Raw genomic sequence first — 22,401 nt, 5'->3', positions numbered from 1 at the left:
AAAGGTCCAGCCCGATCGCATTTGTAAGGACATGACATGCAAAGGCGCTTCAACCCGCTTGAGGCCGACGCCCGCTGGCAGGCGACCTGGGACGAGCAGCAGAGCTTCAAGGCCGACGATGCGTCGCCCAAGCCGCGCAGCTATGTGCTGGAGATGTTCCCCTATCCGTCGGGGCGCATCCATATCGGCCATGTCCGCAACTATTCGATGGGCGACGTGCTGGCGCGATTCCGCCGGATGACGGGGCATGAAGTGCTGCATCCGATGGGCTGGGACGCCTTTGGCATGCCGGCCGAAAATGCGGCGATGGAAAAGAAGGTCCATCCGGGCGAATGGACGCGGTCCAACATCGCCAAGATGCGCGCGCAGTTGAAGAAGCTGGGCTTCGCGATCGACTGGAGCCGCGAACTCGCCACCTGCGAGCCGGACTATTATGGCCATGAACAGGCGCTGTTCCTGGACATGCTGGAAGCGGGCCTGGTCTATCGCAAGGAATCGGCGGTCAATTGGGACCCGGTCGACATGACCGTGCTGGCCAACGAGCAGGTGATCGACGGGCGCGGCTGGCGATCGGGCGCGCTGGTCGAGAAGCGCAAGCTGAGCCAATGGTTCCTGAAGATCACCCAGTTCGCCGACGATCTGGTGGCGGGCCTCGCCACGCTGGACCAGTGGCCTGACAAGGTGAAGCTGATGCAGGAAAACTGGATCGGCAAATCGGTCGGTTTGCAATTCCATTTCGAACCGGTCGCGCCGTTCGACAGCCGGATCGAGGTCTATTCGACCCGGCCCGACACGATTTTCGGGGCCAGCTTCGTCGCGATCGCCGCCGACCACCCGATCGCGCAGGCCGTCGCCGCGAACAACCCGCAAGCGGTCGCCTTCATCGATCAATGCAAGGCGGGCGGCACCACCGCGGCCGAACTGGAAACGGCGGAGAAGCTGGGTTTCGACACCGGCCTGACCGTCGCGCATCCGTTCGATCCCGACTGGCACCTGCCGGTCTTCATCGCCAATTTCGTGCTGATGGACTATGGCACCGGCGCGGTCATGGGCGTGCCCGCGCACGACCAGCGCGACCTCGACTTTGCGCGCAAATATATGCTCCCCGTCGAGCGCGTGGTCGCGGCCGAGGGCGACGAGCAGGCCCCGATCCATAACGAAGCCTATAGTGCGCCGGGCCGCCTGGTGAACTCCCGCTTCCTCGACGGCATGACCGTGGACGAGGCGAAGGCCGAGGTCATTCGCCGCGCCGAATCGGAAGGCTGGGGCGCGGGCAAGACCGTGTTCCGCCTGCGCGACTGGGGCGTATCGCGCCAGCGTTACTGGGGCACGCCGATCCCGGTCATCCATTGCGAGGCCTGCGGCCCGGTGGGCGTGCCCAAGGACCAGTTGCCGGTCGTGCTGCCCGACGATGTCACGTTCGACATTCCCGGCAATCCGCTCGATCGCCATCCGACCTGGAAGCATGTCGATTGCCCGTCCTGCGGCCAACCGGCGGTGCGCGAAACCGATACGCTCGACACCTTCGCCGATTCAAGCTGGTATTTCATCCGCTTCGCCAGCCAGCCATCCGACAAGCCGTTCGATCGGGAGACGGTCGAGAAATGGCTGCCGGTCGGCCAATATATCGGCGGCGTGGAACATGCGATCCTGCACTTGCTCTACGCCCGCTTCTGGACCCGCGCGCTCCAGCATATGGGGCAATTGGGTTTCGCCGAGCCGTTCACCGGCCTGTTCACGCAGGGCATGGTGACGCACGAGACCTATAGCCGCGAGCAGGGCGAGGGGCTGCCCCCCGTCTATTTCGCACCCGGCGAGATCGACAGGACGTCCGAGGGCGCGACGCTGATCGCCGACGCTGCGCCGGTCGAGGTCGGCCGGGTCATCAAAATGTCCAAGTCCAAGAAGAATGTCGTCGATCCCGACAACATCATCGCCCAATATGGCGCGGACGCGGTGCGCTGGTTCATGCTGTCCGACAGCCCGCCCGAGCGCGACCTGCCCTGGACCGAGGCAGGAATCGAGGGATCGTGGCGCTTCGTCAACCGCGTGTGGCGGCTGTTCGGCGAATATGACGCGTCGGCGGAAGGCGCCGACAAGGCGCTGGATCGCAAGCTGCACCAGACCGTCGATGGCGTCGCCCGGGATATCGAGGCGCTGGGCTTCAACAAGGCCGTCGCCAAAATCTACGAACTGGTCAACGCGATCGAGAAGGCCAAGCCGTCCGCGTCGCGCACCGCCGCGATCCGTGGCCTTGCGCTGCTGGTCGCGCCGATGACCCCGCATCTGGCCGAAGAGGGCTGGGCAGAGATGCACGGAAACGGCCTGATCGCCGACGCCGCCTGGCCGCCGGTCGATCCGGCGCTGCTGGTGGACGACGAAGTCACCATCGCCTGCCAGGTGATGGGCAAGCTGCGCGACACCATCACCGTGCCCAAGGGGACGCCGAAGGACGAACTGGAACGGCTGGCGCTGGCCGCGCCCAACGTCATCCGCACGCTGGACGGGGCCACGCCCAAGAAGATCATCGTCGTGCCCGACCGGCTGGTGAATATCGTCTTCTAAAACGGCCTTGAAGGCAGGAAGGGGCTTCGACAAGCTCAGCCCGAACGGTTAAAGGTCTCACCCATGAAGCGCATCCTGCCCCTGCTCGCCATCCCGTTGTTCCTCTCCGCCTGCGGGCTGCGCCCCGTCTATGGCGGGGGCGGACAGGGTGCGGTGGCGCAGGCGCTGGGCAATGTCACGGTCGAACCGATCGAGGGCAAGGGCGGATGGCTGGTGCGCAATGCGCTCAACGACCGGCTGTCGGCGATGAACAGCGGCAGCGGCCCACGCTACAAGCTGGTGGTGAAGCTGGACGACGATATCAGCGGCTTCGGCCTGCGCGCCGACGCCGCCATCACCCGCGAGCGCCGCACGTTGCGCGCGCGCTATCAACTCGTTGATGAAGCCACCGGCGCGCAATTGCTGGACGATACCGCCGGGTCCGACGCGGGCATCGACGTCACGTCGAGCGAATATGCCACGATCGCGGCCGAAGACACGGCGCTGGAACGGCTGTCGCAGACGGTGGCGGACCAGATCGTCACCCGGCTGGCGCTCTATTCGCGCAAGGCGGCCAATCCTTGAAGGCCAATCGCGGCCAGATCGAACGGGCGCTCGACGCGCCGCCACAGGATATCCGCTTCTTCCTGCTCTACGGACCTGACGAAGCAGGCAGCCAATCGCTGGCCAAGCGGCTGGAGCGCGCCATGGGGCCGCAGGCGGAACGGATCGACCTGGACGGCGCGACGCTGAAGGACGATCCCGCCCGGCTGTCCGACGAAGCCGCATCCTTTTCCATGTTCGGCGACAAACGCTGGATTCGCATCAACGGCATGGGCGAGGAATCGGTACCGGCGCTGACGGCGCTGCTGGAGGGGGAAGCCGCCGGCAACCCGGTGATCGCGGTCGCCGGCGCGCTGAAAGCCACGTCGAAGCTGGTCAAGCTGGCGCTGGATCACAAGGCGGTGATGGCCTGCATCTCCTACCAGCCCGACGCGCGCGAATCGGAACAGATCGCGGTCGGCATCGCCCGCGACGGCGGGCTGCGCCTGCCATCCGACCTCGCCCGCCGCATCGTCGATCTCGCCAATGGCGACCGCGCGCTGATGACCGGCGAGATCGAAAAGCTGATCCTCTATCTCGACGCCGCGCCCGACCGTCCGCGCGAAGCGACGGCGGAGGCGCTCGACGCCTTGTCCGCCGACAATCCCGATACGGAGGTCGGCCCGCTGGTCAACGCCGTGCTGGGCGGCGACCTCAAGGCCATGCACCGCGAACTCACCAGCCTCAGCGAAACCGGCACGGCGATGGCCTCGGTCATCCGCCCGCTGCTGAACCGCGCGATGCTGATCGCCCATATCCGCACCGATTTCGACGCCGGCGGCCGGCTGGAAGGCGCGGTCGAGGCGGCGGGCAAGGCGGTATTCTGGAAGGAAAAGGGGCTGGTGTCGCGGCAGGTGCGGCAATGGGATGCGCCCGGCATCGCCCGCGTGCTGCAACGGCTGCTGGATGCGGAGCGCGCCACGCGGTCGGGCCGAGGGCTGGGCGACCTGATGGTACGCCACGAATTGCTGACGATCGCGCGGCAGGCAGCGCGCGAGCGGGTCTGAATCCGAAGGCTTGAACAGCCTGTCCGGCAGGGCCATATTGCGGCCATGGACAAGCTGAACCTGAGCGAAGCCGAATGGCGCGCGCGCCTTTCCCCCGAACAATATCATGTGCTGCGCGAAGCCGGCACGGAACGGGCCTTCACCGGCCCCTATAATGGCAACAAGGCCGACGGCGTCTATTATTGCGCCGGATGCGGCGCGGAACTGTTCGACGCGGAAGAAAAATATGACAGCGGATCGGGCTGGCCCAGCTTCACCGCGCCGGTGGATATCGACGCGGTCGAGGAGATTCGCGACGCCAGCCACGGCATGGTCCGCACCGAAGTGCGCTGCGCCACCTGCGAGGGCCATCTGGGCCATGTCTTCCCTGACGGGCCGGGTGTCAGCGGCCTGCGCTATTGCATGAACAGCGCCAGCCTGGACTTCAAGCCGCGCGACGAAGAGGCGTAACCCCCACTATCCGCTCGTTTCGAGCATGTGGAGAAACGCGTGCGCCATGCTGGCCGCTTCTCGACTAAGCTCGAAGCGAACGGATTTGTTGGCGTCGGTTCATCCCCGGTAAAGCGCCACTCTCCATGGAAGGCGCGACGGTCTTTTTCCGCGCCGGACGCATGATTTGCGCTGGCAGGGGCCGGGATTAGCGCGTATCCGGGGCGGCACAAATGGCAGGATCAGGCAAGAGCAAGGGCGCGCCGCGTGGCCGCGCGAAGACATGGATGCTGCGCGGGCTGAAGATCGGCCTCGCGGCGGCGGTGGCCGGGCTGCTGGCCGTGGTTATCGCGGTGGTGATCGCGATGCAGTCGCTGCCCGACTATGACAGCCTGAAATCCTCCCCCAATGGCCAGATGATCCGCGTCCATGCCGCCGACGGCAGCGTGATCGTGTCCCTGGGGCCGAGCTTTGGCCGCTGGATGGATTATGACCAGATCCCCCAGGTCATGGTCGACGCGATGGTGTCGACCGAGGACAAGCGTTTCTACCTCCATCCCGGCGTCGATCCGATCGGCATGGCGCGCGCCGCCTGGGTCGCGGTGGAACGGCGCGGGTCGGGCCGCCGCTGGCAGGGTGCATCGACCATCACCCAGCAGGTGACGCGCAACATCTTTCTCAACAACAGCTATAGTTTCGGCCGCAAGCTCCGCGAAATGGTGCTGGCGCTGGCGCTGGAGCGCAAATTCTCCAAGCGGCAGATCCTCGAACTCTATCTGAACAAGGTCTATTTCGGCGGCGGCGCCTATGGCATCGACGCCGCGAGCCGCAAATTTTTCGGCCATCCCGCCAACAGCCTCAGCCTGCCCGAAGCCGCGATCGTCGCCGGGCTGGTCAAGGCGCCGTCCAGCTATTCCCCCACCGCCGACGCGGAAGCCGCGATCGGCCGCGCCGGCGTGGTGCTGGACCTGATGCAGGAAAATGGCGCGATCTCCGCGTCGCAGCGGGCCGCGGCCGACATCCAGGACGTCAAGCTGGCGCCCGAAGCGCCGCAGAACAGCGTGCGCTATTTCACCGACTGGGCGCTGCCCCAACTCGACCTGCTGATCGACGAGCCGAACGAGCCGCTGGAGGTCTATACCACCATCGACCTGGGGATGCAGAAGGCCGCGACCGCAGCGATCCAGGCCAATGTCCCGTCCGGCACCCAGGGTGCGCTGGTCAGCCTGGACCGCGACGGCGCTGTGCGGGCAATGGTCGGCGGCCTAGATTATGTGACGTCCAACTATAATCGCGCCACCACCGCGACGCGCCAGCCGGGCTCGGCCTGGAAGATTTTCGTCTATATGGCGGCGCTGGAGGCGGGCTACACCCCCGATACCGGCGTGACCGACGAGCCGGTGACGATCAATGGCTGGTCGCCGCGCAACAGTTCGGGCCGCTTTTCCGGCGACATCGATATCCGCACCGCCTTCGCCTATTCGATCAACACGGTCGCCGCGAAGCTGGGCGTCGAGGTCGGCTTCCCGACCGTCGCCGACATGGCCCGCCGCTTCGGCGTCACGACCCCGGTCAATACCCATCCCTCGATGGTGCTGGGCACGTCCGACGTCCGCCTGATCGACATGACCCGCGCCGCCGCCTCGATCGCGCGCAAGGGCATCGCGGTGACGCCCTATGGCATCACCAAGGTGACCACCGCCGACGGCCGGCTGCTCTACAGCCACCAGGACGACACCAGCCGCGTGCTGGTCGCCCCCTGGGTCGCCGCCGGCATGACCGACCTGATGCAGACGGCGGTCAGCACCGGCACCGGCAAGGCCGCGCAGATCGGCCGGCCGGTCGCGGGCAAGACCGGCACCACGACCAGCAACAAGGACGGCTATTTCCTGGGCTTTTCCAGCGGCATCACGACCGGCGTCTGGATGGGGCGCGACGACGCCAAGTCCGTGGGCGGACTACAGGGCGGCCGCGCGCCCGCCCGCGCCTTCGCCGATTATATGAAGGCGGCCGTCGCCAAACGCCCCGTGGAACAGTTCGAAACTCAGGTGACCTTGCCCGAATGGCAGCTGGAGCCGGACGAGGAGGCCTATTATGGCAGTCCGGACAACGGGATGGACGGCGGCGCGGACGGGCCCGGCGGCATGATGGTCGACGAGAATGGCCTGCCGATCCAGCGCCCCCGCGCACGGTCTCCGGACGGGGATAGCGACGATCCGCAGATGGAGATCGACCCCGAAGACCGGCCCCAGCAGGACCGGCCGCAGCCGCCGCGTATCGACCAGCAATGGATCGACAATGTGCTGGGCCGCGACCGCCAGCGGCAGCAGCAGCCACCGCCGCGGCCGACACCCAATCCCTAGGCCCTAACCCTTCACCCCGTCATTGGCGGCGAAGCGCGTCTTGCTCAGCGCGCTCGCGTCGGGCAGCAGGAAATCCACCTTCCCCCGGCCGAAATCGATCGCCACCCGGTCGAAAATCTTGAGCGCGCTGATGCCCAGCAGCAGCGCCGGCTTGTCCTGCATTCCCAGTTCGGCAAAGGGGCTGGCGTCGGCGAACAGCACCGGCACCTCGGTCAGGTTGACGCGCCCCATGCGCACCGACTTGATCCGCCCGACCTGCCCCGTCAACAGGCCGCCGGTCACGCTGGTCAGCGTCGCTTCCAGCATGGCGGGTGCGCGCTTCTTCGCCAGCAGCCGGTCGCGCAGCGCCAGATTGCCGATACTGAAATTGGTGCCGGTATCGAGCATGATGTTGACCCGCATCCCGTTGACGTCGGAATCCAGCAGGATCAACTGGCCGCGCTTGCGCCGCGCCTCCACCACGATCGTATCGGGATCGGTCGACCGGGCGCGCGTGGCGCCGCTGTTGGCGATCTCCATGCGCCCGGTGCGGAAATTGAGGGTCACCCGTTTCGCGTGCAGGCTGTCCAGCCCCAGCAGGCCCGGCGCGCCCAGATCCACGCCCTCCAGCACCGGCGCTTCGATGTCGTCGATCGTGCCGCCGCCAAAGCCCAGCCGCGGCACTGCGACCGTCCCGGCCTCCGACCGGCCGGTCATGCTGATGATCGTAACATTGGCGCGAGGCGACAGCGCCAGCTTTTGCGCCAGGTCGCGTGCGATCACCGTCCTTTGCGATCCGGTGTCGATGACGAAGTTCCATGGTCCCTTGCCGTCTATCGAAATCGGGATGGTCACCCGATCATCCAGCGCCGGTCCGGTGTGGACGACCGCCGGCGGCACGTCGGGATCGAGGATCGCGGGGGCGGGCAGGGGAGCGTCCTGGGCGGCAAGCGCCGGACCGCCGATCGCCAGCGCGAAACCCAGCAGAGGCCGCAGCGAGATCCTTGGCGAGACAGGGCGCCGTCCCATATCCTCATCCTTCCATTTTATCGCCCATTCATACCATGGAAGGCCGTCGTCGCGCCAGCGGCACCGTCCGGCCCGGATGGGGCGCAAAAAGGCGATTTCCGGCGGCTTTCCCTGTTCGACACATCTTGACTTGACCATGGTCGGATCGTTAAACGGCGAACGATCCATCCCGTCCGTCCGGAACGGGACTCGACCGGCATCCTGCCCGGTTCTAAATCCTTCCTTATTTCCGGCGCATTCCTCCTCTCGCCATCGGACCGATTCGCAATGCATCTCAAGGACCTCAAGAAAACAGCGCCCGCAGACCTCGTCACCATGGCCGAAGAGCTGGGTGTCGAAAGCGCATCGACGCTGCGCAAGCAGGATCTGATGTTCGCGATCCTCAAGGCGGAGGCGGAAAATGGCGAGCAGATCATGGGCGAGGGCACGATCGAGGTGTTGCCCGACGGCTTCGGCTTCCTGCGCAGCCCCGAAGCGAACTTCCTGGCCGGCCCCGACGACATCTATGTCTCGCCCAACCAGGTGCGCCGTTTCGGTCTGCGCACCGGCGACACGGTAGACGGCGAGATCCGCGCGCCCAAGGACGGCGAGCGGTATTTCGCCCTGACCAAGCTGGTGTCGGTCAATTTCGACGACCCCGATGTGGTCCGCCATCGCGTCAATTTCGACAATCTGACGCCGCTCTATCCCGAACAGAAGCTGACGCTCGATCCGGGCGACCCGACCCAGAAGGACAAGTCGGCCCGCGTCATCGACATCGTCTCGCCCCAGGGCAAGGGCCAGCGTACGCTGATCGTCGCGCCGCCCCGCGTCGGCAAGACGGTGATGCTCCAGAATATCGCCAAGGCGATCACCGACAATCATCCCGAAGTGTTCCTGATCGTCCTGCTGATCGACGAGCGGCCGGAAGAAGTGACCGACATGCAGCGCAGCGTGAAGGGTGAGGTCGTCTCCTCCACCTTCGACGAGCCCGCCACCCGCCACGTCCAGGTCGCCGAAATGGTGATCGAAAAGGCCAAGCGCCTGGTCGAGCATAAGAAGGATGTCGTCATCCTGCTCGATTCGATCACCCGCCTCGGCCGCGCCTACAACACCGTCGTGCCCTCGTCGGGCAAGGTGCTGACCGGCGGTGTCGACGCCAATGCGCTCCAGCGCCCCAAGCGCTTCTTCGGCGCCGCGCGTAATATCGAGGAAGGCGGCTCGCTCTCCATCATCGCCACCGCGCTGATCGACACCGGCAGCCGCATGGACGAAGTCATTTTCGAAGAGTTCAAGGGCACCGGCAATTCGGAAATCGTGCTGGACCGCAAGGTCGCGGACAAGCGCATCTTCCCGGCGCTGGACGTCGGCAAGTCCGGCACCCGCAAGGAAGAGCTGCTGGTCGACAAGCCCAAACTCAGCAAGATGTGGGTGCTGCGCCGCATCCTGATGCAGATGGGCACGATCGACGCGATGGAATTCCTGCTCGACAAGATGAAGGACAGCAAGACCAACGAAGATTTCTTCGATTCGATGAATCAGTAAGCGGCGCCCGCGATCCTTGCGGTCGCGCGCCGGTCCATCATAAATTTTGCCGCGACAGCCGGGCCATGTATATGGTCCGGCTTTCTTCTTCCTACAGACAGGGACGTTAGCAGGCCGCCATGATCGACCTCATCGCCACCGCCGCGTCGGCGGCCCAGGGCCTCGGCTCTCCCGCCGATATCTGGCAGCATATCGTCAATGATTTCAGCAATATAACCTCACCCAGCGCACTGGCCGCCTTCGGGCAGGTGCTGATGATCGACATTCTCCTGGCCGGCGACAATGCGATCGTCGTCGGCGCGCTGGCGGCGGGGCTTCCGGCCGCCCAGCGCAAGAAGGTGATCCTGATCGGCATCATCGCCGCGCTGGTGCTGCGCATCGCCTTCGCGCTGGTGGTCAGCCAGTTGATGCAGATCGTCGGGCTGATCCTGGCCGGTGGGCTGCTGTTGCTGTGGGTCAGCTTCAAGATGTGGCGCGAACTCCATCCCAAGCGGGGCGGGGACACGCCGGGCGACAGCAGCGATGACGATGTGTCGGGCCTGCGCCCGGCCAAGAGCTTCGCTGCGGCTGCCTGGGCCGTGGCGGTCGCCGACGTCAGCATGAGCCTGGACAATGTGCTTGCGGTTGCCGGCGCCGCGAAGGACCATCCCGGCATCCTCATCATCGGGCTGATCCTGTCCGTGGCATTGATGGGCATCGCCGCCAACATCATCGCCAAATATATCGAACGCTTCCGCTGGATCGCCTATCTCGGCCTCGCCGTCATCATCTATGTCGCGGTCAAGATGATCTATGAAGGCTTTGTCGACCATCAGGTCGGGATATTGACGCTGTTCGGCTGAATGGCCGGACGCGCAAAAATGGGGGCGGAACCATATCGGTTCCGCCCCCATTTTTTGTGCTTCAGCAGAGCTTCAGGGAATAAGGATCGTCGCCCCCGTCGTCTGCCGCGCCTCCAGCGCGCGGTGCGCCTCGGCCGCATCCGCCAGGGCGAAACGCTGGCCGATCACCGCCTTCACCACGCCGCGTCGCATCCGGTCGAACAACCGGTCTGCGCTATGCGCCAGTTCCTCGGCCGTCGCGATATAGTCGAACAGGGTCGGCCGGGTGACATAGAGCGATCCGCCGCGGCTCAGGTCCAGCAGGCTGACCGGCGGCACTGCCCCCGACGCATTGCCATAGCTGACCATCAGCCCACGCCGCCTGAGGCTGGCGAGCGAGGCGGCCCAGCTATCCTTGCCCACGCCGTCATAGACCACGTCCACGCCCTGGCCCCCGGTCAGGTCGCGCACACGCGCAGCCAGATCATCGAAACGTCCGTGCAGGCTATGGTCGGCATCGACGCTGGCCGCCTTTTCTGCCGATCCGCAATGGGCAATGACGATCACGCCCTTGTCGCGCAGCCAGGGGACGAGGACGGAGCCGACGCCGCCGGCCGCCGCATGAACCAGCGCGACCTGCCCGGCCCGGAGCGCGATCGTGTCTTCGGCCAGATAGCAGGCGGTCATGCCCTTGAGCATCATCGCCGCCGCATCCTGCGTCGATACGCCATCGGGAATGCGCACCACCCGATCCGCCGCGACGATCCGATGGGTAGCGTAGGCGCCCAGCCCGGTGGTGCAGCCAACGACATCGCCGACCGCAAAACCGGTCACGCCCGGTCCGATCGCGGCGATCCGTCCCGTCCCCTCCGACCCCAGGGGGGTGGGCAAGGGGGCCGGGTAGAGGCCGGTGCGATAATAGGTATCGATGAAGTTGAGGCCGACCGCATCCTGCGCGATCAATATCTCGCCTTCACCCGGCGCGCCGGGATCGAAATCCTCGCGCGCGATCACCTCCGGCCCGCCATGAGCGCGGGCGACCATGCGCCATGCGCCGCTCATCCGGCGAGATGCTCGGCGAAGAAATCAGCGGTGCGGCCATCCGCCAGTTCGGCGCCCTCTTCGTCGCGACGCTGGCCCATCTCCGCTGCGAAGCCATGATCCAGCCCTGCATAGTCATGCAGCGTGACATGGCGATTGTCGGCCAGCCCCTCATGCATCGCCTTTTGCGCGTCGGGCAGGACGAAATGGTCGGCGGTCGGCACATGCAGCAGCACCGGCTTGCCGATCGCATGTTGTTCGCCCAGCAAGCCGTCGATGCCGACGCCATAATAGGCGACGAACGCATCGCCATCGGTGCGACAGGCGCTCATGAAGGCCAGCCGCCCGCCCAGGCAATAGCCGACCAGTCCTACCTTGCCGCCGCCAGCGGCGGGGCGCGCCGCCTTGATCGTCGCCTCGATATCGCGAATGGCCTGGTCCTGGTTGAGCTTCTGCATCAGGCCGAGTGCAGTCTGAAACTCTTCGGGCACATCGGCATCCAGTTCGACATGCGGCTGCTGCCGCCAGAACAGGTCGGGCGCATAGGCGACATAGCCGGCCTTTGCCCAGCTATCGCATTTGCGGCGAATGCCTTCATTCACCCCGAAAATTTCCTGGATGACGATGATCGCCGCGCTCGCCTCGCCTTCGGGCTTCGCCACATAGGCGTCGAATTGTGCGTCACCGTCCAGGGTCGTGATAGAAGTGAACTCGCCCATGCCGATATCCTTTCCGCTATGAGAATGGAGCGCATATTGGCCGATCCGGGCGGAGGCGCAACCGCCTGTCGCGTTTAAAAATTTGCCTTGATGCCGGCAATTGCGGCATGACAGCGCGCAGTGGATGCAAAGGCCAAGGGAAGGGCAGCGACATGAAGGTTACCGTCGACGTGGACTGCACTCCGGCCGAAGCCCGCTCTTTCCTGGGCCTGCCCGATGTCACCCCCATCCACGATAAATATATCAAGACGATGCTCGACGGCTTCGACGGCGTCGCCAATGTCGAGCAGATGGAAACATTGTTCAAAAGCTTCTCGCCCATGGGTGATGCGGGGATGCGCCTGTTCCAGCAGATGATGAATATGGGCCTGGCGGGCATGTCCGGCGGCGACAAGAAATAGGCCTGTGTCCGGTTCCGACGGCGACACGATCTTCGCCCTGTCGAGCGGTGCCCCGCCGGCGGGGATTGCGGTCATAAGGATCAGCGGCGTCCGGGCCGGGGCAGCGCTTGCTGCTTTGGCCCGCCGCTTGCCATCCCCCCGCACCGCCAGCCTGGCGCTGCTGAAAGACCCGCGCGACGATGCGCCGCTCGACCGGGCGCTGCTGCTCTGGCTGCCCGGTCCCGCCACCGTCACCGGTGAGGATATGGCCGAACTCCATTGTCATGGCGGCCGCGCCGTGGTGGCCGCGGTCGAAGCGGCGCTGGCCGCCATGCCGGGATTGCGCCGCGCCGAAGCCGGAGAGTTCACCCGGCGCGCCTTCACCCATGGCCGTATGGACCTCAACGCGGTGGAGGGCCTGTCCGACCTGCTCGCCGCCGAAACCCAGGGCCAGCGCCGCGCCGCCCTGTTGATGGCGGAGGGGCATTTTTCCCGCCGCATCGACGGTTGGCGTCGCACCTTGCTCGACCTGTCCGCCATGGCCGAAGCCGCGCTCGATTTTTCCGACGAGGATGACGTGCCCGACGCCGCGATCGAAACGCGGATCGGGGAGGGGATCGCCGCGCTGGCGCAGGACGTCGCCGTCATCCTCGCCGCCCCATCCGCCGAGCGTCTGCGCGACGGCATCCGCGTGGTGCTGGCCGGGCCACCCAATGCCGGCAAGTCCACCCTGCTCAACGCGTTGGTCGGGCGCGAGGCGGCGATCGTGTCGGACATTGCCGGCACCACCCGCGACCGGATCGAAGTCCCCGCCGCGATCGGCGGCACCGCCTTCCTGTTCACCGACACCGCCGGCCTGCGCGGGGAGACGGACGATGCGATCGAGGCGATCGGCATCGACCGCGCCCGCGCGGCGTTGGACGCGGCCGACATCATCCTGTGGCTGGGCGATGCGGCTGAATTGCCGCGCACCGACGCCCTGCTGGTCGCCGCCCAGTCCGACCGCAGCGAGGCGGATCGACCCGGCCTGCGCCTTTCCGCCCGTACCGGTGAAGGCATGGACAGGCTGATCGCCACACTTAAGAGCCGTGCCGCTGCGCTGCTGCCCGGGGAGGGCGACTATGCCCTGCATGCGCGACAGAGACAGCAAGTTGGACAGTTGCACGCACATCTCGACGCGGCGGGCGCGACCGCCGATCTGCTCGTCATCGCCGAAGATTTGCGCCAGGCACGCCGCACCATCGACGCGCTGACGGGGCAGGCGGGGACAGAAGATATGCTCGACCGTCTCTTTTCGGGCTTCTGCATCGGCAAATGATGCATGTTCCACGTGGAACGCTTTTGACCCCACCCCCCTCATTCTGATAAGGGGCGGCTCATGCAAATACGCTATGATGTGATCGTGGTCGGCGGCGGCCATGCCGGCTGCGAGGCCGCCGCTGCAGCTGCGCGCAAGGGCGCGTCGGTCGCACTGCTCACCTTCGCCCGCGACACCGTCGGCGCCATGTCCTGCAACCCGGCGATCGGCGGGCTGGGCAAGGGCCATCTGGTGCGCGAAGTCGATGCGCTCGACGGGCTGATCGCCCGCGCGGCAGACGCTGCCGCCATCCATTATCGGATGCTCAACAGCAGCAAGGGCGCCGCCGTCCAGGGACCGCGCGTGCAGGCCGATCGCAAACGCTATCGCGCAGCCATTCACCAGATGCTCGACGCGCAGGCGGGGCTGGAGATCGTCGAAGGGGGGGCCGACGCGCTGCTGATCGCGGGCGACGCGATCGCCGGCGTGGCGCTGGCCGATGGCCGGACCATCGCAGCGCCAACCGTGGTGCTGGCGACCGGCACCTTCCTGGGCGGCAAGCTCTTTCGCGGCGATGAGCGCGAAACCGGCGGCCGGATCGGCGAACGCGCCGCCAGCGCGCTGGGCGTCCAGTTGCGCGACCTCGGCCTGCCGATCGCCCGGCTCAAGACCGGAACACCGCCGCGCCTCGACGGTCGCACCATCGACTGGGGGCGGCTGGAAACCCAGCCGTCGGACGGGGAGGGGTGGACCATGTCGCCGCTCTCGCCGGGCCGCGTCCTGCCGCAACTCGCCTGTGCCATCACCCGCACCAATGACGCGACCCATGCGATCATCCGGGACGGCATGGACCGGTCGCCCTTGTTCAGCGGCGCGATCGAAGGGCGGGGGCCGCGTTACTGCCCGTCGATCGAGGACAAGGTGCTGCGCTTCGGCGACCGCGACGGACACCAGATTTTCCTGGAGCCGGAGGGGCTGGACGATCCGCTCGTCTATCCCAACGGCATCAGCACCTCGCTGCCGACCGATGTGCAGATCGCGATGGTGCGATCGATGCCGGGGCTGGAGCAGGTCGAGATTGCTGTGCCGGGCTATGCGGTCGAATATGACCATGTCGATCCGCGTGCACTCGATTCCACGCTGGAGGTGCGGCAATTGCCCGGCCTGTTCTGCGCCGGCCAGATCAATGGCACGACCGGCTATGAGGAGGCGGCGGCACAAGGCCTGGTCGCCGGCGTCAATGCCGCTGCCCGCGCGCGCGGCGACGCGCCGATGATCCTCGACCGCGCCAGTTCCTATATCGGCGTGATGATTGACGACCTGGTTTTGCAGGGCGTGACCGAACCCTATCGCATGTTGACCGCCCGCGCCGAATATCGGCTGCGGCTGCGCGCCGACAATGCGGAAACACGGCTAGGCCCGATCGGCCTGATCCATGGCGTCATCGGCGCCGATCGCGCGGCACGACTGGCTGACCGCCAGATCCGGCGCGCCGCGATCGAAGCCGAACTGGCCCAGCCGAGGACCGCCAGCGAAATGGCGCGCGCCGGCGCAGCGGTCCGGCAGGATGGCGCGCGACGCAGCCTGTTCGACTGGGCGCGCTTCCCTGAAGTCGATCGGGCTTTGCTCTGTGCGCTCGCGCCTGCCCTGCGCGATGCCCCCGCCGACATGCGCGACGAAATATGGGAGGACGCCCATTACGCCCCCTATCTGCAACGACAGGATAGCGAGATTGCCGAACTGCGCCGGAACGAGCGTGTCATCATCCCCACCGATTTCGACTTCCGCACTATCGGTGGCCTGTCCACCGAGATGATCGAACGTCTTGACGCCGCCCGCCCCGATACGCTGGCCGCCGCCGGTCGCATCCGCGGTATCACCCCCGCGGCGCTGGCTGCCATCCTCGTCCATGTCCGCCGGGTGGCGGCGTGACCGAAGAGGAAGCCCGCGCCTGGCTAGCGGCGCAGTGCGATGTTTCACGTGAAACATGGGACAGGCTGGAACGCTATGTCGCAATCCTGCTGTCCGCGATGGATGAGCAGAATCTGATCGCGCAATCGACTAGGCCCCATGTCTGGGCGCGGCATATCGTCGATTCCGCGCAGCTGCTCCTGCACACCAGGGATGCGAGCGATGGCGACTGGATCGATCTCGGATCGGGCGCCGGCCTGCCCGGTATCGTGCTGGCCTGCCTGTCCGGCCGGCCGCTGATGATGGTCGAATCCCGGCGCAAGCGGATCGATTTTCTGGAAGGCGTGATCGCCGAACTGGGTCTCGCCCATGCCCGCGTTTTTGGCGGCCGGGTCGAAATGGTGCCGCCCCTTCATGCCGCCGTCATCAGCGCTCGCGCCTATGCGCCGCTGCCCAAATTGTTCGAATCGGCGCTTCATCTTTCGGATAAAAAAAGCCTCTGGGTGCTGCCCAAGGGACGAAATGCGCAAAATGAACTGGAGGCGGCGCGTCCGGCATGGCAAGGTGTGTTTCACGTGGAACCCAGCGTAACGGACGCCGATAGCGCCATCATCGTTGCCCACGCCGTGAAGCCCGCCAAAAGGAAAGGCTAAGGATGATCCGCATCGCCATCGCCAATCAGAAGGGCGGCGTGGGTAAGACCACCACCGCGATCAATCTCGCCACCGGCCTGGCCGCGACCGGGCTACGCGTACTGCTGGTCGATCTCGATCCGCAAGGCAACGCGTCCACCGGCCTGGGCGTCGGCCATGCCGATCGCGCCCAGTCCAGCTACGACCTGCTGGTCGGCAATTGCGCGCTGGACGATACCGTCATCGCCACCCGCGTTCCCAAGCTGGACCTGGTCCCGGCGACGCAGGATCTGTCGGGCTGCGAGATCGAACTGATCGATTATGAGGAACGCACCCACCGGCTGGAGCGCGTGCTGGCTGAAGCCCAACCGGGCCGCTGGGACATCTGCCTGATCGACTGCCCGCCTTCGCTGGGCCTGCTGACCATCAATGCGATGGTCGGCGCGCAATATCTGCTGGTCCCGTTGCAGTGCGAATTTTTCGCGCTGGAAGGCCTGTCGCAACTGCTCCAGACGGTCGAGCGTATCCGCGGCCGCTTCAATCCTGGCCTGTCGATCATGGGCGTGGCGCTGACCATGTATGATCGCCGCAATCGCCTGACCGACCAGGTCGCCGACGATGTGCGCGCCTGCCTCGGCGATCTCGTCTTCTCCACCGTCATCCCGCGCAACGTTCGCTTGTCGGAAGCGCCCAGCCACGGCGTGCCCGCCCTCATCTACGACTTCCGCTGTTCGGGGTCCGAAGCCTATATGCGTCTGGCGCGCGAACTGATCGCCCGACTGCCCCGACAGGAGGTTGCCGCTTGAGCGACGAAACGACCGACAAGCCCAAGATCGCCAAGCGCCCCCATGGTCTGGGCCGCGGCCTGTCCGCTTTGCTCGGCGATGTCGCGCGCGAGGAACCGGTGTCGCCCAGCGCCATCCCCGCCAATGGCAAGGCGGTGCAGAGCATCGAAGTGTCGTTGATCCAGCCGCACCCCGAACAGCCACGTCGCCATTTCGACGAAGGCGCGTTGCAGGAACTGGCCGAAAGCATCGCCAAGCGCGGCGTGATCCAGCCGATCATCGTGCGCCCCCATGGCGGCGGGTTCCAGATCATCGCCGGCGAACGCCGCTGGCGCGCGGCGCAGCGGGCGCAGATGCACCGCATCCCCGCGATCGTCCGCGATTTCGACGAGCAGGAAACGCTCGAAATCGCGCTGATCGAAAATATCCAGCGCGAGGATCTCAATCCGATCGAAGAGGCGGAAGCCTATCGCAAGCTGATCGCCGAATTTCATCACAGCCAGGATGCGCTGGGCCGCATCGTCGGAAAATCGCGCAGCCATGTCGCCAACCTGATGCGCCTGCTCGAACTGCCCCAGACGGTGCAGCAGCAGGTGATGGAGAACAAGATCAGCATGGGCCATGCCCGCGCGCTGATCGGCGTGCCTGATTGCGAGGCGCTGGCGCGGCAGGTCGAGGATAAGGGCCTGTCGGTCCGCGACACCGAGAAGCTGGTGCGCCGGGTCAAGACCGGCGCCGACGCGCCCGCTGCCCGGCGCAATGCCGGAAACGGCGACAAAGACCCGGACATCGCGGCGCTGGAACAGCATCTGGCCGACATATTGGGCCTGAAGGTCGAGATCGCGCATGAGGGCGCATCGACCGGCGGCATCCTGGCGCTGCGCTATTCCAATCTCGACCAGCTCGACATGCTGTGCCAGCGCCTGTCGGGCGAACGCATCTAGCGGCCGTCGCCCGCGCCACTCGTCACAGCGCATAAGCGCGACGTTCGCAAAGTTCGGGCAGCGCGTCCGCAAAGCCCACTGGTCTTTTCGCCCCCCGCTCCCTAGGTTGCGGGGATGGCCGACATGATCTCCACCCACGCCGCTGCGCCCGTCATCATCCGCCGGCTGGACTATCGTCCGCCAGACTGGCTCGTCCCCGACGTCACGCTCGATTTCGATCTCGATCCTGCCTTGACCAAGGTGCGCGCGACATTGTCGGTCACGCGCAACGGCGATCACGACCGCCCCCTGCGCCTCGACGGCGAAGGCATCGTGCCGCTGGCGGTCTGCGTCGATGGCCGCCCGTTGGCGCAGGACGAATGGCATCTGGAAGCCGGCGCGCTCATCATCGCGCTACCCGACAGCGCGCACAGCGTCGAAACGCTGGTGGAGCTGTCGCCAGAGGGCAATAGCAAGCTGATGGGCCTTTATGCCAGCGGCGGCCTGCTCTGTACCCAGTGCGAGGCGGAAGGCTTCCGCCGCATCACCTTCTTCCCCGACCGTCCCGATATATTGTCGCGCTACAGCGTGCGGATGGAAGCGGACAAGGCGCGTTTCCCGATCCTGCTCGCCAATGGCGACCCCATCGAACAGGGCGACCTGACCGGCGGCCGTCACTGGGCGCGCTGGAACGATCCCTTTCCCAAGCCCTGCTATCTCTTCGCGTTGGTCGCGGGCGATCTTGCCTGCAACGCCGACCGCTTCGTGACGATGAGCGGGCGGGAAGTCGCCCTCGGTATCTGGGTGCGCGAAGCCGATATCGCCCGGACCGATCACGCCATGCAGGCGCTCAAGAACAGCATGGCTTGGGACGAGCGGGTCTATGGCCGCGAATATGATCTGGACGTGTTCAACATCGTCGCGGTCGCCGACTTCAATTTCGGCGCGATGGAGAATAAGGGCCTCAACATCTTCAATTCGCGCTACATATTGGCCGATCCCGAAACCGCGACCGACATCGATTATGACGGGGTCGAGGGCGTGGTGGCGCATGAATATTTCCACAACTGGTCGGGCAACCGCGTCACCTGCCGCGACTGGTTCCAGCTTTCCTTGAAGGAAGGCTTCACCGTCTTCCGCGACCAGAATTTTTCCGCCGACATGGGCAGCCATGCGGTCAAGCGGATCGAGGATGTCCGCATCCTGCGCGCCGGCCAATTCCAGGAGGATTCAGGCCCGCTCGCCCATCCGGTGCGTCCCGAATCCTATATGGAAATCAGTAACTTCTACACGGCTACCATCTATAATAAGGGCGCCGAGCTGATCCGGATGATGGCCTTGATGCTGGGGGCGGAGCGCTTCCGGGCGGGTACTGACCTTTATTTCGACCGGCATGACGGGGAGGCCGCCACATGCGAGGATTTCGTGCTGGCGATGGAAGAGGGCGGGGGCATCGACCTGACCCAGTTCCGCCTCTGGTATGAGCAGGCCGGTACACCCCATGTCCGCGCGCTCGTCACCCATGATCCGGTGAGCCAAAGCGTCGAACTGACGCTGGACCAGACGATGCCGCCGACGCCGGGCCAGGTGGACAAGCAGCCCATGGCGATCCCGCTGCGCACCGCCCTGTTCGATCCCGCGAGCGGGGAGCATCGCGGCGACGAGCTGCTGATGCTGACGGAGGCCCGGCAGAGCTTCACCTTCACCAGCTTCCCTGCTGCGCCGATCCTGTCGATCAATCGCGGCTTTTCCGCGCCGGTGATCGTGGAGACGAATCGCAGCCAGGCCGATCTCGCCTTTTTGTCGGCGCATGATGACGATCCCTTCGCCCGCTATGAAGCGATGCAGCAGCTGATGGTCAATGTGCTGGTCGGCCGCATCGCCGGTCATGCCACGGACGACGCGGCCGTTGTCGATGCCGTGCGCAACATCATCACCGATCCGCTGCTCGACCCGGCCTTCGTCGCGGAAGCGATCCGCCTGCCCAGCGAAGCCTATCTGGGCGATCAGATGCGCCTGGTCGATCCCGACGCCATCCATGCCGCGCGCGATGCCCTGCAGCAGCAGATCGGGGCGGCGCTGGAGCCATTCTGGCGCGATATCCATGCCCGGACGAAGGCCAACGCCTTCTCCCTCTCGCCGGCCGCCAAGGGCGCCCGCAAGCTGCGCAACGCGGCGCTCCATTATCTGGTGGCGTCGGGCGCGCAGGACGGCCCCACCATCGCCTTCGCTCAGTTCAGCGAAGCCGACAATATGACCGAGCGGCAGGCGGCGCTGGCCACACTGGCCAATGGCGCCAGCCCGGAGCGCGAGGCGGCGCTCGACATTTTCTACAATCGCTATGCCGCGGACGCGCTGACGCTGGACAAATGGTTCCAGACCCAGGCGTTCGCGCTGCATCCCGACACAGTGGAACTGGTGGCGCAACTGAGCGAGCATAAGGATTTCACGCTCGCCAACCCCAATCGGGTGCGGTCGCTGTTCGGCGCCTTCGCGGGCAACCAATGGGGGTTCCACCACAAGTCGGGCAAGGGCTACCGCCTGCTGGCCGACTGCATCATCGCGCTGGACCGGCTCAACCCGCAGACCGCCGCGAAGCTGGTGCCGCCGCTGGGTCGCTGGAAACGGTTCGAGGAAGGGCGCGCGGCGCTGATGCGCGCCGAACTGCAGCGCATCCTGGCGCAATCGGGCTTATCCAAGGACGTGACCGAACAGGCAGGTAAGAGCCTGGAATAAGCGGGCATCGCCGGTTCGGTCCGCGTCCAGGCGCGACGCGAACCGGCAGGATGCTCAGTCCTTCACCGCCGCGGCCCAGGCCGCCACGTCGGCTGCCACCTTGTTCGCCGCGACATTGATCGGCGCGCCGATCGTCCCGGCTTCGATCTTGCCGCCCACCGGCTGGCTGGCGGTGAACCGCTGCCGCGCCAGCGCGACGCCATTGGGGGTGGTCAGCACGGCATCATAGGTGACGACGGCATTGTTGCTCGCCGCATCCAGTCCGAAAGCGACCAGTTCGCCGCTCAGCCGCTGCCCGCCGTCGCCCGAAAACTGCCCCGAATCCAGCACCACCCGATCCGTGGTGGCGGAGATGGTTTCGGCCAGCAGGCGCCGGAACAGATGGCGGGGCGTGTCGGCCCATTGCACCTTGGTCACATAGGCGACCGATGTCGGCCCCAGTTGCACCGGCACGCGCACCGTATCCAGCATCTTGGGCGCATCGGGATCGGCGACGATCAGCGTTCGCCCTCCGCCCGCTACCCGCGACGCTCCAGAAGGCACCTTCTGCGCCGCATCCAGCGTCAGCAATTGCGACGGCGGCTTGGCGCCGAAGGATACGCAACCCGACAGCAGGAAAGCGGCGGTCAACGCGGTCAGCGCGCCCTTCCGGTTCGCGCCGGGGTGTTTCACATGGAACATGGTCCGCATCTCTCTCATCATCCTGTCCGCGATCATGGCTTATAGTCCGGCAGCTTGGGCGATCCGACCAGCGATCCGGCGCCCTGCTGGTCGAGCTTTTCCGCAACGCCGCGGAAGGAACGCGACATTTCGCGCAGGTCGCGGACCAGCTGGTTGACCTCCGGCATGGTCTGCGTGCTGAACTGCTTCACGCCCGGCTGCGCCTCGCCGATAGTCTTGTCCAGCGTCTCGATGCTGCGGGTCGCAGCCTGCACGCTCTTGCGCAAGTCGCCCATCAGCGGCCGGCCTTCCTCGTTCAGCATCGTATCGGTGGTGGCGGCGAGCTTGCCGATCTGTTCGACCGCGACGCCCGTGCGCTGCACCGCGATGCGGGCTTCGGCCAGGGTAGCGGCGATTTCGGGGCTGCGATCGGCCAGCGCGCCGGATACCCGCTCGACATTGGCCAATATGCCCGCGATCGACTGCTGATTCTTGTCATTCAGCAATTCGGTCAGGCGCTCGGTCAGCGTCGACAGCCGCTCCAGCAGTTGCGGCGCATTGTTGAGAAGCTCGCCCAGCGCGCCCGGCTTGGTAGGTATCACCGGCACGCCATCAGGGCAGGCGGCCAGCACATTGTCGGCGGGGCAGGCGATCGGCGGCGCGCCCTTGACCGCGCCGTCCAGCACCACTTCGCTGACGCCGGTGAAGCCGACGCCGGCGATGGTCGCGGTCGTACCCTGCAGGACGGGGGTGCCGTCCTTCACCGAAATGCGGACCTTTACGAAGCTCGGATCGCGCTTCCACAGCTCGATCTTCTCCACCTTGCCCGATGGAACGCCCGAATAATTGACGCTCGATCCCTTGGCGAGGCCATTGACCGACTGTTTGAAGAAGATGTCATACTCCTTATTCTCGCCATCGGAGATGCGCGAGAACCAGAAGGCGGCGGCCATGATCGCGGCCAGCAGCAACAGCGTGACTGCGCCCACCAGCACATGATTGGAGCGGGTTTCCATAT

19 protein-coding genes are annotated in these 22,401 nt (G+C 65.9%); 14 read left to right on the top strand and 5 right to left on the bottom strand.

The window, feature by feature from the left end:
* Nucleotides 1-36: 36 nt before the first annotated feature.
* The 5 genes from leuS to K9B33_RS03375 all read left to right on the top strand — a co-directional run bounded on the left by leuS (nt 37) and on the right by K9B33_RS03375 (nt 6,946).
* Entirely contained in the window at nt 37-2,565 is a 2,529-nt protein-coding gene (gene leuS, locus K9B33_RS03395) for a leucine--tRNA ligase (protein WP_224546660.1), read from the top strand.
* Between the two features lie 63 nt (nt 2,566-2,628).
* Entirely contained in the window at nt 2,629-3,129 is a 501-nt protein-coding gene (gene lptE, locus K9B33_RS03390; RefSeq protein ID WP_224546658.1) for an LPS assembly lipoprotein LptE, read from the top strand.
* Nucleotides 3,126-4,154, top strand: a complete 1,029-nt coding sequence (gene holA / locus K9B33_RS03385) for a DNA polymerase III subunit delta (RefSeq protein ID WP_224546656.1) — start codon at nt 3,126-3,128, stop codon at nt 4,152-4,154. The genes lptE and holA overlap by 4 nt, the downstream gene beginning before the upstream one ends.
* Nucleotides 4,155-4,199: 45 nt before the next feature.
* Nucleotides 4,200-4,604 (top strand): peptide-methionine (R)-S-oxide reductase MsrB, encoded by a 405-nt coding sequence (msrB, locus tag K9B33_RS03380; protein ID WP_224546654.1) that lies wholly within the window; start codon nt 4,200-4,202, stop codon nt 4,602-4,604.
* Between the two features lie 212 nt (nt 4,605-4,816).
* Nucleotides 4,817-6,946 (top strand): transglycosylase domain-containing protein, encoded by a 2,130-nt coding sequence (locus K9B33_RS03375; protein WP_224546652.1) that lies wholly within the window; start codon nt 4,817-4,819, stop codon nt 6,944-6,946.
* A 3-nt stretch (nt 6,947-6,949) separates the two neighbouring features.
* Here the strand turns inward: K9B33_RS03375 and K9B33_RS03370 are convergent, their stop codons facing one another.
* Nucleotides 6,950-7,954: a retroviral-like aspartic protease family protein gene (locus tag K9B33_RS03370; protein ID WP_224546650.1), complete on the bottom strand. Its 1,005-nt coding sequence runs from the start codon at nt 7,952-7,954 to the stop codon at nt 6,950-6,952.
* 267 nt (nt 7,955-8,221) lie between these two features.
* Here K9B33_RS03370 and rho point away from each other — a divergent pair, with 267 nt between their 5' ends.
* Entirely contained in the window at nt 8,222-9,478 is a 1,257-nt protein-coding gene (gene rho / locus K9B33_RS03365) for a transcription termination factor Rho (protein ID WP_224546648.1), read from the top strand.
* 119 nt (nt 9,479-9,597) lie between these two features.
* On the top strand, nt 9,598-10,320 hold the full coding sequence (locus K9B33_RS03360) for a YjbE family putative metal transport protein (protein ID WP_224546646.1): 723 nt from the start codon (nt 9,598-9,600) through the stop codon (nt 10,318-10,320).
* Nucleotides 10,321-10,392: 72 nt separating this feature from the next.
* On the opposite strand, the gene K9B33_RS03355 is transcribed toward K9B33_RS03360, so the two are convergent.
* Together K9B33_RS03355 and K9B33_RS03350 are read right to left on the bottom strand one after the other, a co-directional pair.
* The gene (locus K9B33_RS03355) at nt 10,393-11,361 is read right to left on the bottom strand and encodes a quinone oxidoreductase family protein (protein ID WP_224546644.1); all 969 of its coding nucleotides are present in this window, start codon (nt 11,359-11,361) and stop codon (nt 10,393-10,395) included.
* A complete protein-coding gene (locus K9B33_RS03350; protein ID WP_224546642.1) occupies nt 11,358-12,059 on the bottom strand; it encodes a dienelactone hydrolase family protein in 702 nt (233 codons plus the stop codon). Before K9B33_RS03350 ends, K9B33_RS03355 begins: the two co-directional genes overlap by 4 nt.
* 152 nt (nt 12,060-12,211) lie before the next feature.
* Here K9B33_RS03350 and K9B33_RS03345 point away from each other — a divergent pair, with 152 nt between their 5' ends.
* The 7 genes from K9B33_RS03345 (at nt 12,212) to pepN (ending at nt 20,723) form a co-directional block, all read left to right on the top strand.
* Nucleotides 12,212-12,460, top strand: coding sequence for a DUF6489 family protein (locus K9B33_RS03345; RefSeq protein WP_066607277.1), 249 nt, complete (start codon nt 12,212-12,214; stop codon nt 12,458-12,460).
* A gap of 4 nt (nt 12,461-12,464) precedes the next feature.
* Nucleotides 12,465-13,757 (top strand): tRNA uridine-5-carboxymethylaminomethyl(34) synthesis GTPase MnmE, encoded by a 1,293-nt coding sequence (gene mnmE / locus K9B33_RS03340; RefSeq protein ID WP_224546640.1) that lies wholly within the window; start codon nt 12,465-12,467, stop codon nt 13,755-13,757.
* A 60-nt stretch (nt 13,758-13,817) separates the two neighbouring features.
* Nucleotides 13,818-15,668, top strand: a complete 1,851-nt coding sequence (gene mnmG / locus K9B33_RS03335) for a tRNA uridine-5-carboxymethylaminomethyl(34) synthesis enzyme MnmG (RefSeq protein WP_224546639.1) — start codon at nt 13,818-13,820, stop codon at nt 15,666-15,668.
* Complete coding sequence (rsmG, locus tag K9B33_RS03330) at nt 15,665-16,300, top strand: 16S rRNA (guanine(527)-N(7))-methyltransferase RsmG (protein ID WP_224546638.1); 636 nt, start codon at nt 15,665-15,667, stop codon at nt 16,298-16,300. The genes mnmG and rsmG overlap by 4 nt, the downstream gene beginning before the upstream one ends.
* 2 nt (nt 16,301-16,302) lie before the next feature.
* On the top strand, nt 16,303-17,085 hold the full coding sequence (locus K9B33_RS03325) for a ParA family protein (RefSeq protein WP_224546637.1): 783 nt from the start codon (nt 16,303-16,305) through the stop codon (nt 17,083-17,085).
* A complete protein-coding gene (locus K9B33_RS03320) occupies nt 17,082-18,008 on the top strand; it encodes a ParB/RepB/Spo0J family partition protein (RefSeq protein WP_224546636.1) in 927 nt (308 codons plus the stop codon). Before K9B33_RS03325 ends, K9B33_RS03320 begins: the two co-directional genes overlap by 4 nt.
* A gap of 114 nt (nt 18,009-18,122) precedes the next feature.
* On the top strand, nt 18,123-20,723 hold the full coding sequence (pepN, locus tag K9B33_RS03315) for an aminopeptidase N (RefSeq protein ID WP_224546635.1): 2,601 nt from the start codon (nt 18,123-18,125) through the stop codon (nt 20,721-20,723).
* Between the two features lie 54 nt (nt 20,724-20,777).
* Here pepN and K9B33_RS03310 read toward each other — a convergent pair whose 3' ends face one another.
* The gene (locus K9B33_RS03310) at nt 20,778-21,404 is read right to left on the bottom strand and encodes an ABC-type transport auxiliary lipoprotein family protein (protein WP_224546728.1); all 627 of its coding nucleotides are present in this window, start codon (nt 21,402-21,404) and stop codon (nt 20,778-20,780) included.
* Nucleotides 21,405-21,436: 32 nt separating this feature from the next.
* The gene (locus K9B33_RS03305; protein ID WP_224546634.1) at nt 21,437-22,399 is read right to left on the bottom strand and encodes an MlaD family protein; all 963 of its coding nucleotides are present in this window, start codon (nt 22,397-22,399) and stop codon (nt 21,437-21,439) included.
* Nucleotides 22,400-22,401 lie beyond the last annotated feature (2 nt).

Origin of the sequence: Sphingobium sp. 3R8 (genome assembly GCF_020166615.1) — a bacterium.
GTDB classification, from domain to species: Bacteria; Pseudomonadota; Alphaproteobacteria; order Sphingomonadales; family Sphingomonadaceae; genus Sphingobium; species Sphingobium bisphenolicum.
Note: the sequence above shows the minus strand (reverse complement) of the source record. Positions and strands in the feature narration are given on the sequence as shown.

Coding starts and splice junctions, on each gene's coding strand:
- K9B33_RS03345 (WP_066607277.1), top strand. CDS start 12,212: ATGAAGGTTACCGTCGACGTGGACTGCACTCCGGCCGAAGCCCGCTCT.
- mnmG (WP_224546639.1), top strand. CDS start 13,818: ATGCAAATACGCTATGATGTGATCGTGGTCGGCGGCGGCCATGCCGGC.
- lptE (WP_224546658.1), top strand. CDS start 2,629: ATGAAGCGCATCCTGCCCCTGCTCGCCATCCCGTTGTTCCTCTCCGCC.
- K9B33_RS03370 (WP_224546650.1), bottom strand. CDS start 7,954: ATGGGACGGCGCCCTGTCTCGCCAAGGATCTCGCTGCGGCCTCTGCTG.
- pepN (WP_224546635.1), top strand. CDS start 18,123: ATGGCCGACATGATCTCCACCCACGCCGCTGCGCCCGTCATCATCCGC.
- K9B33_RS03360 (WP_224546646.1), top strand. CDS start 9,598: ATGATCGACCTCATCGCCACCGCCGCGTCGGCGGCCCAGGGCCTCGGC.
- msrB (WP_224546654.1), top strand. CDS start 4,200: ATGGACAAGCTGAACCTGAGCGAAGCCGAATGGCGCGCGCGCCTTTCC.
- K9B33_RS03325 (WP_224546637.1), top strand. CDS start 16,303: ATGATCCGCATCGCCATCGCCAATCAGAAGGGCGGCGTGGGTAAGACC.
- K9B33_RS03375 (WP_224546652.1), top strand. CDS start 4,817: ATGGCAGGATCAGGCAAGAGCAAGGGCGCGCCGCGTGGCCGCGCGAAG.
- K9B33_RS03305 (WP_224546634.1), bottom strand. CDS start 22,399: ATGGAAACCCGCTCCAATCATGTGCTGGTGGGCGCAGTCACGCTGTTG.
- rho (WP_224546648.1), top strand. CDS start 8,222: ATGCATCTCAAGGACCTCAAGAAAACAGCGCCCGCAGACCTCGTCACC.
- K9B33_RS03310 (WP_224546728.1), bottom strand. CDS start 21,404: ATGTTCCATGTGAAACACCCCGGCGCGAACCGGAAGGGCGCGCTGACC.
- leuS (WP_224546660.1), top strand. CDS start 37: ATGCAAAGGCGCTTCAACCCGCTTGAGGCCGACGCCCGCTGGCAGGCG.
- K9B33_RS03350 (WP_224546642.1), bottom strand. CDS start 12,059: ATGGGCGAGTTCACTTCTATCACGACCCTGGACGGTGACGCACAATTC.
- K9B33_RS03355 (WP_224546644.1), bottom strand. CDS start 11,361: ATGAGCGGCGCATGGCGCATGGTCGCCCGCGCTCATGGCGGGCCGGAG.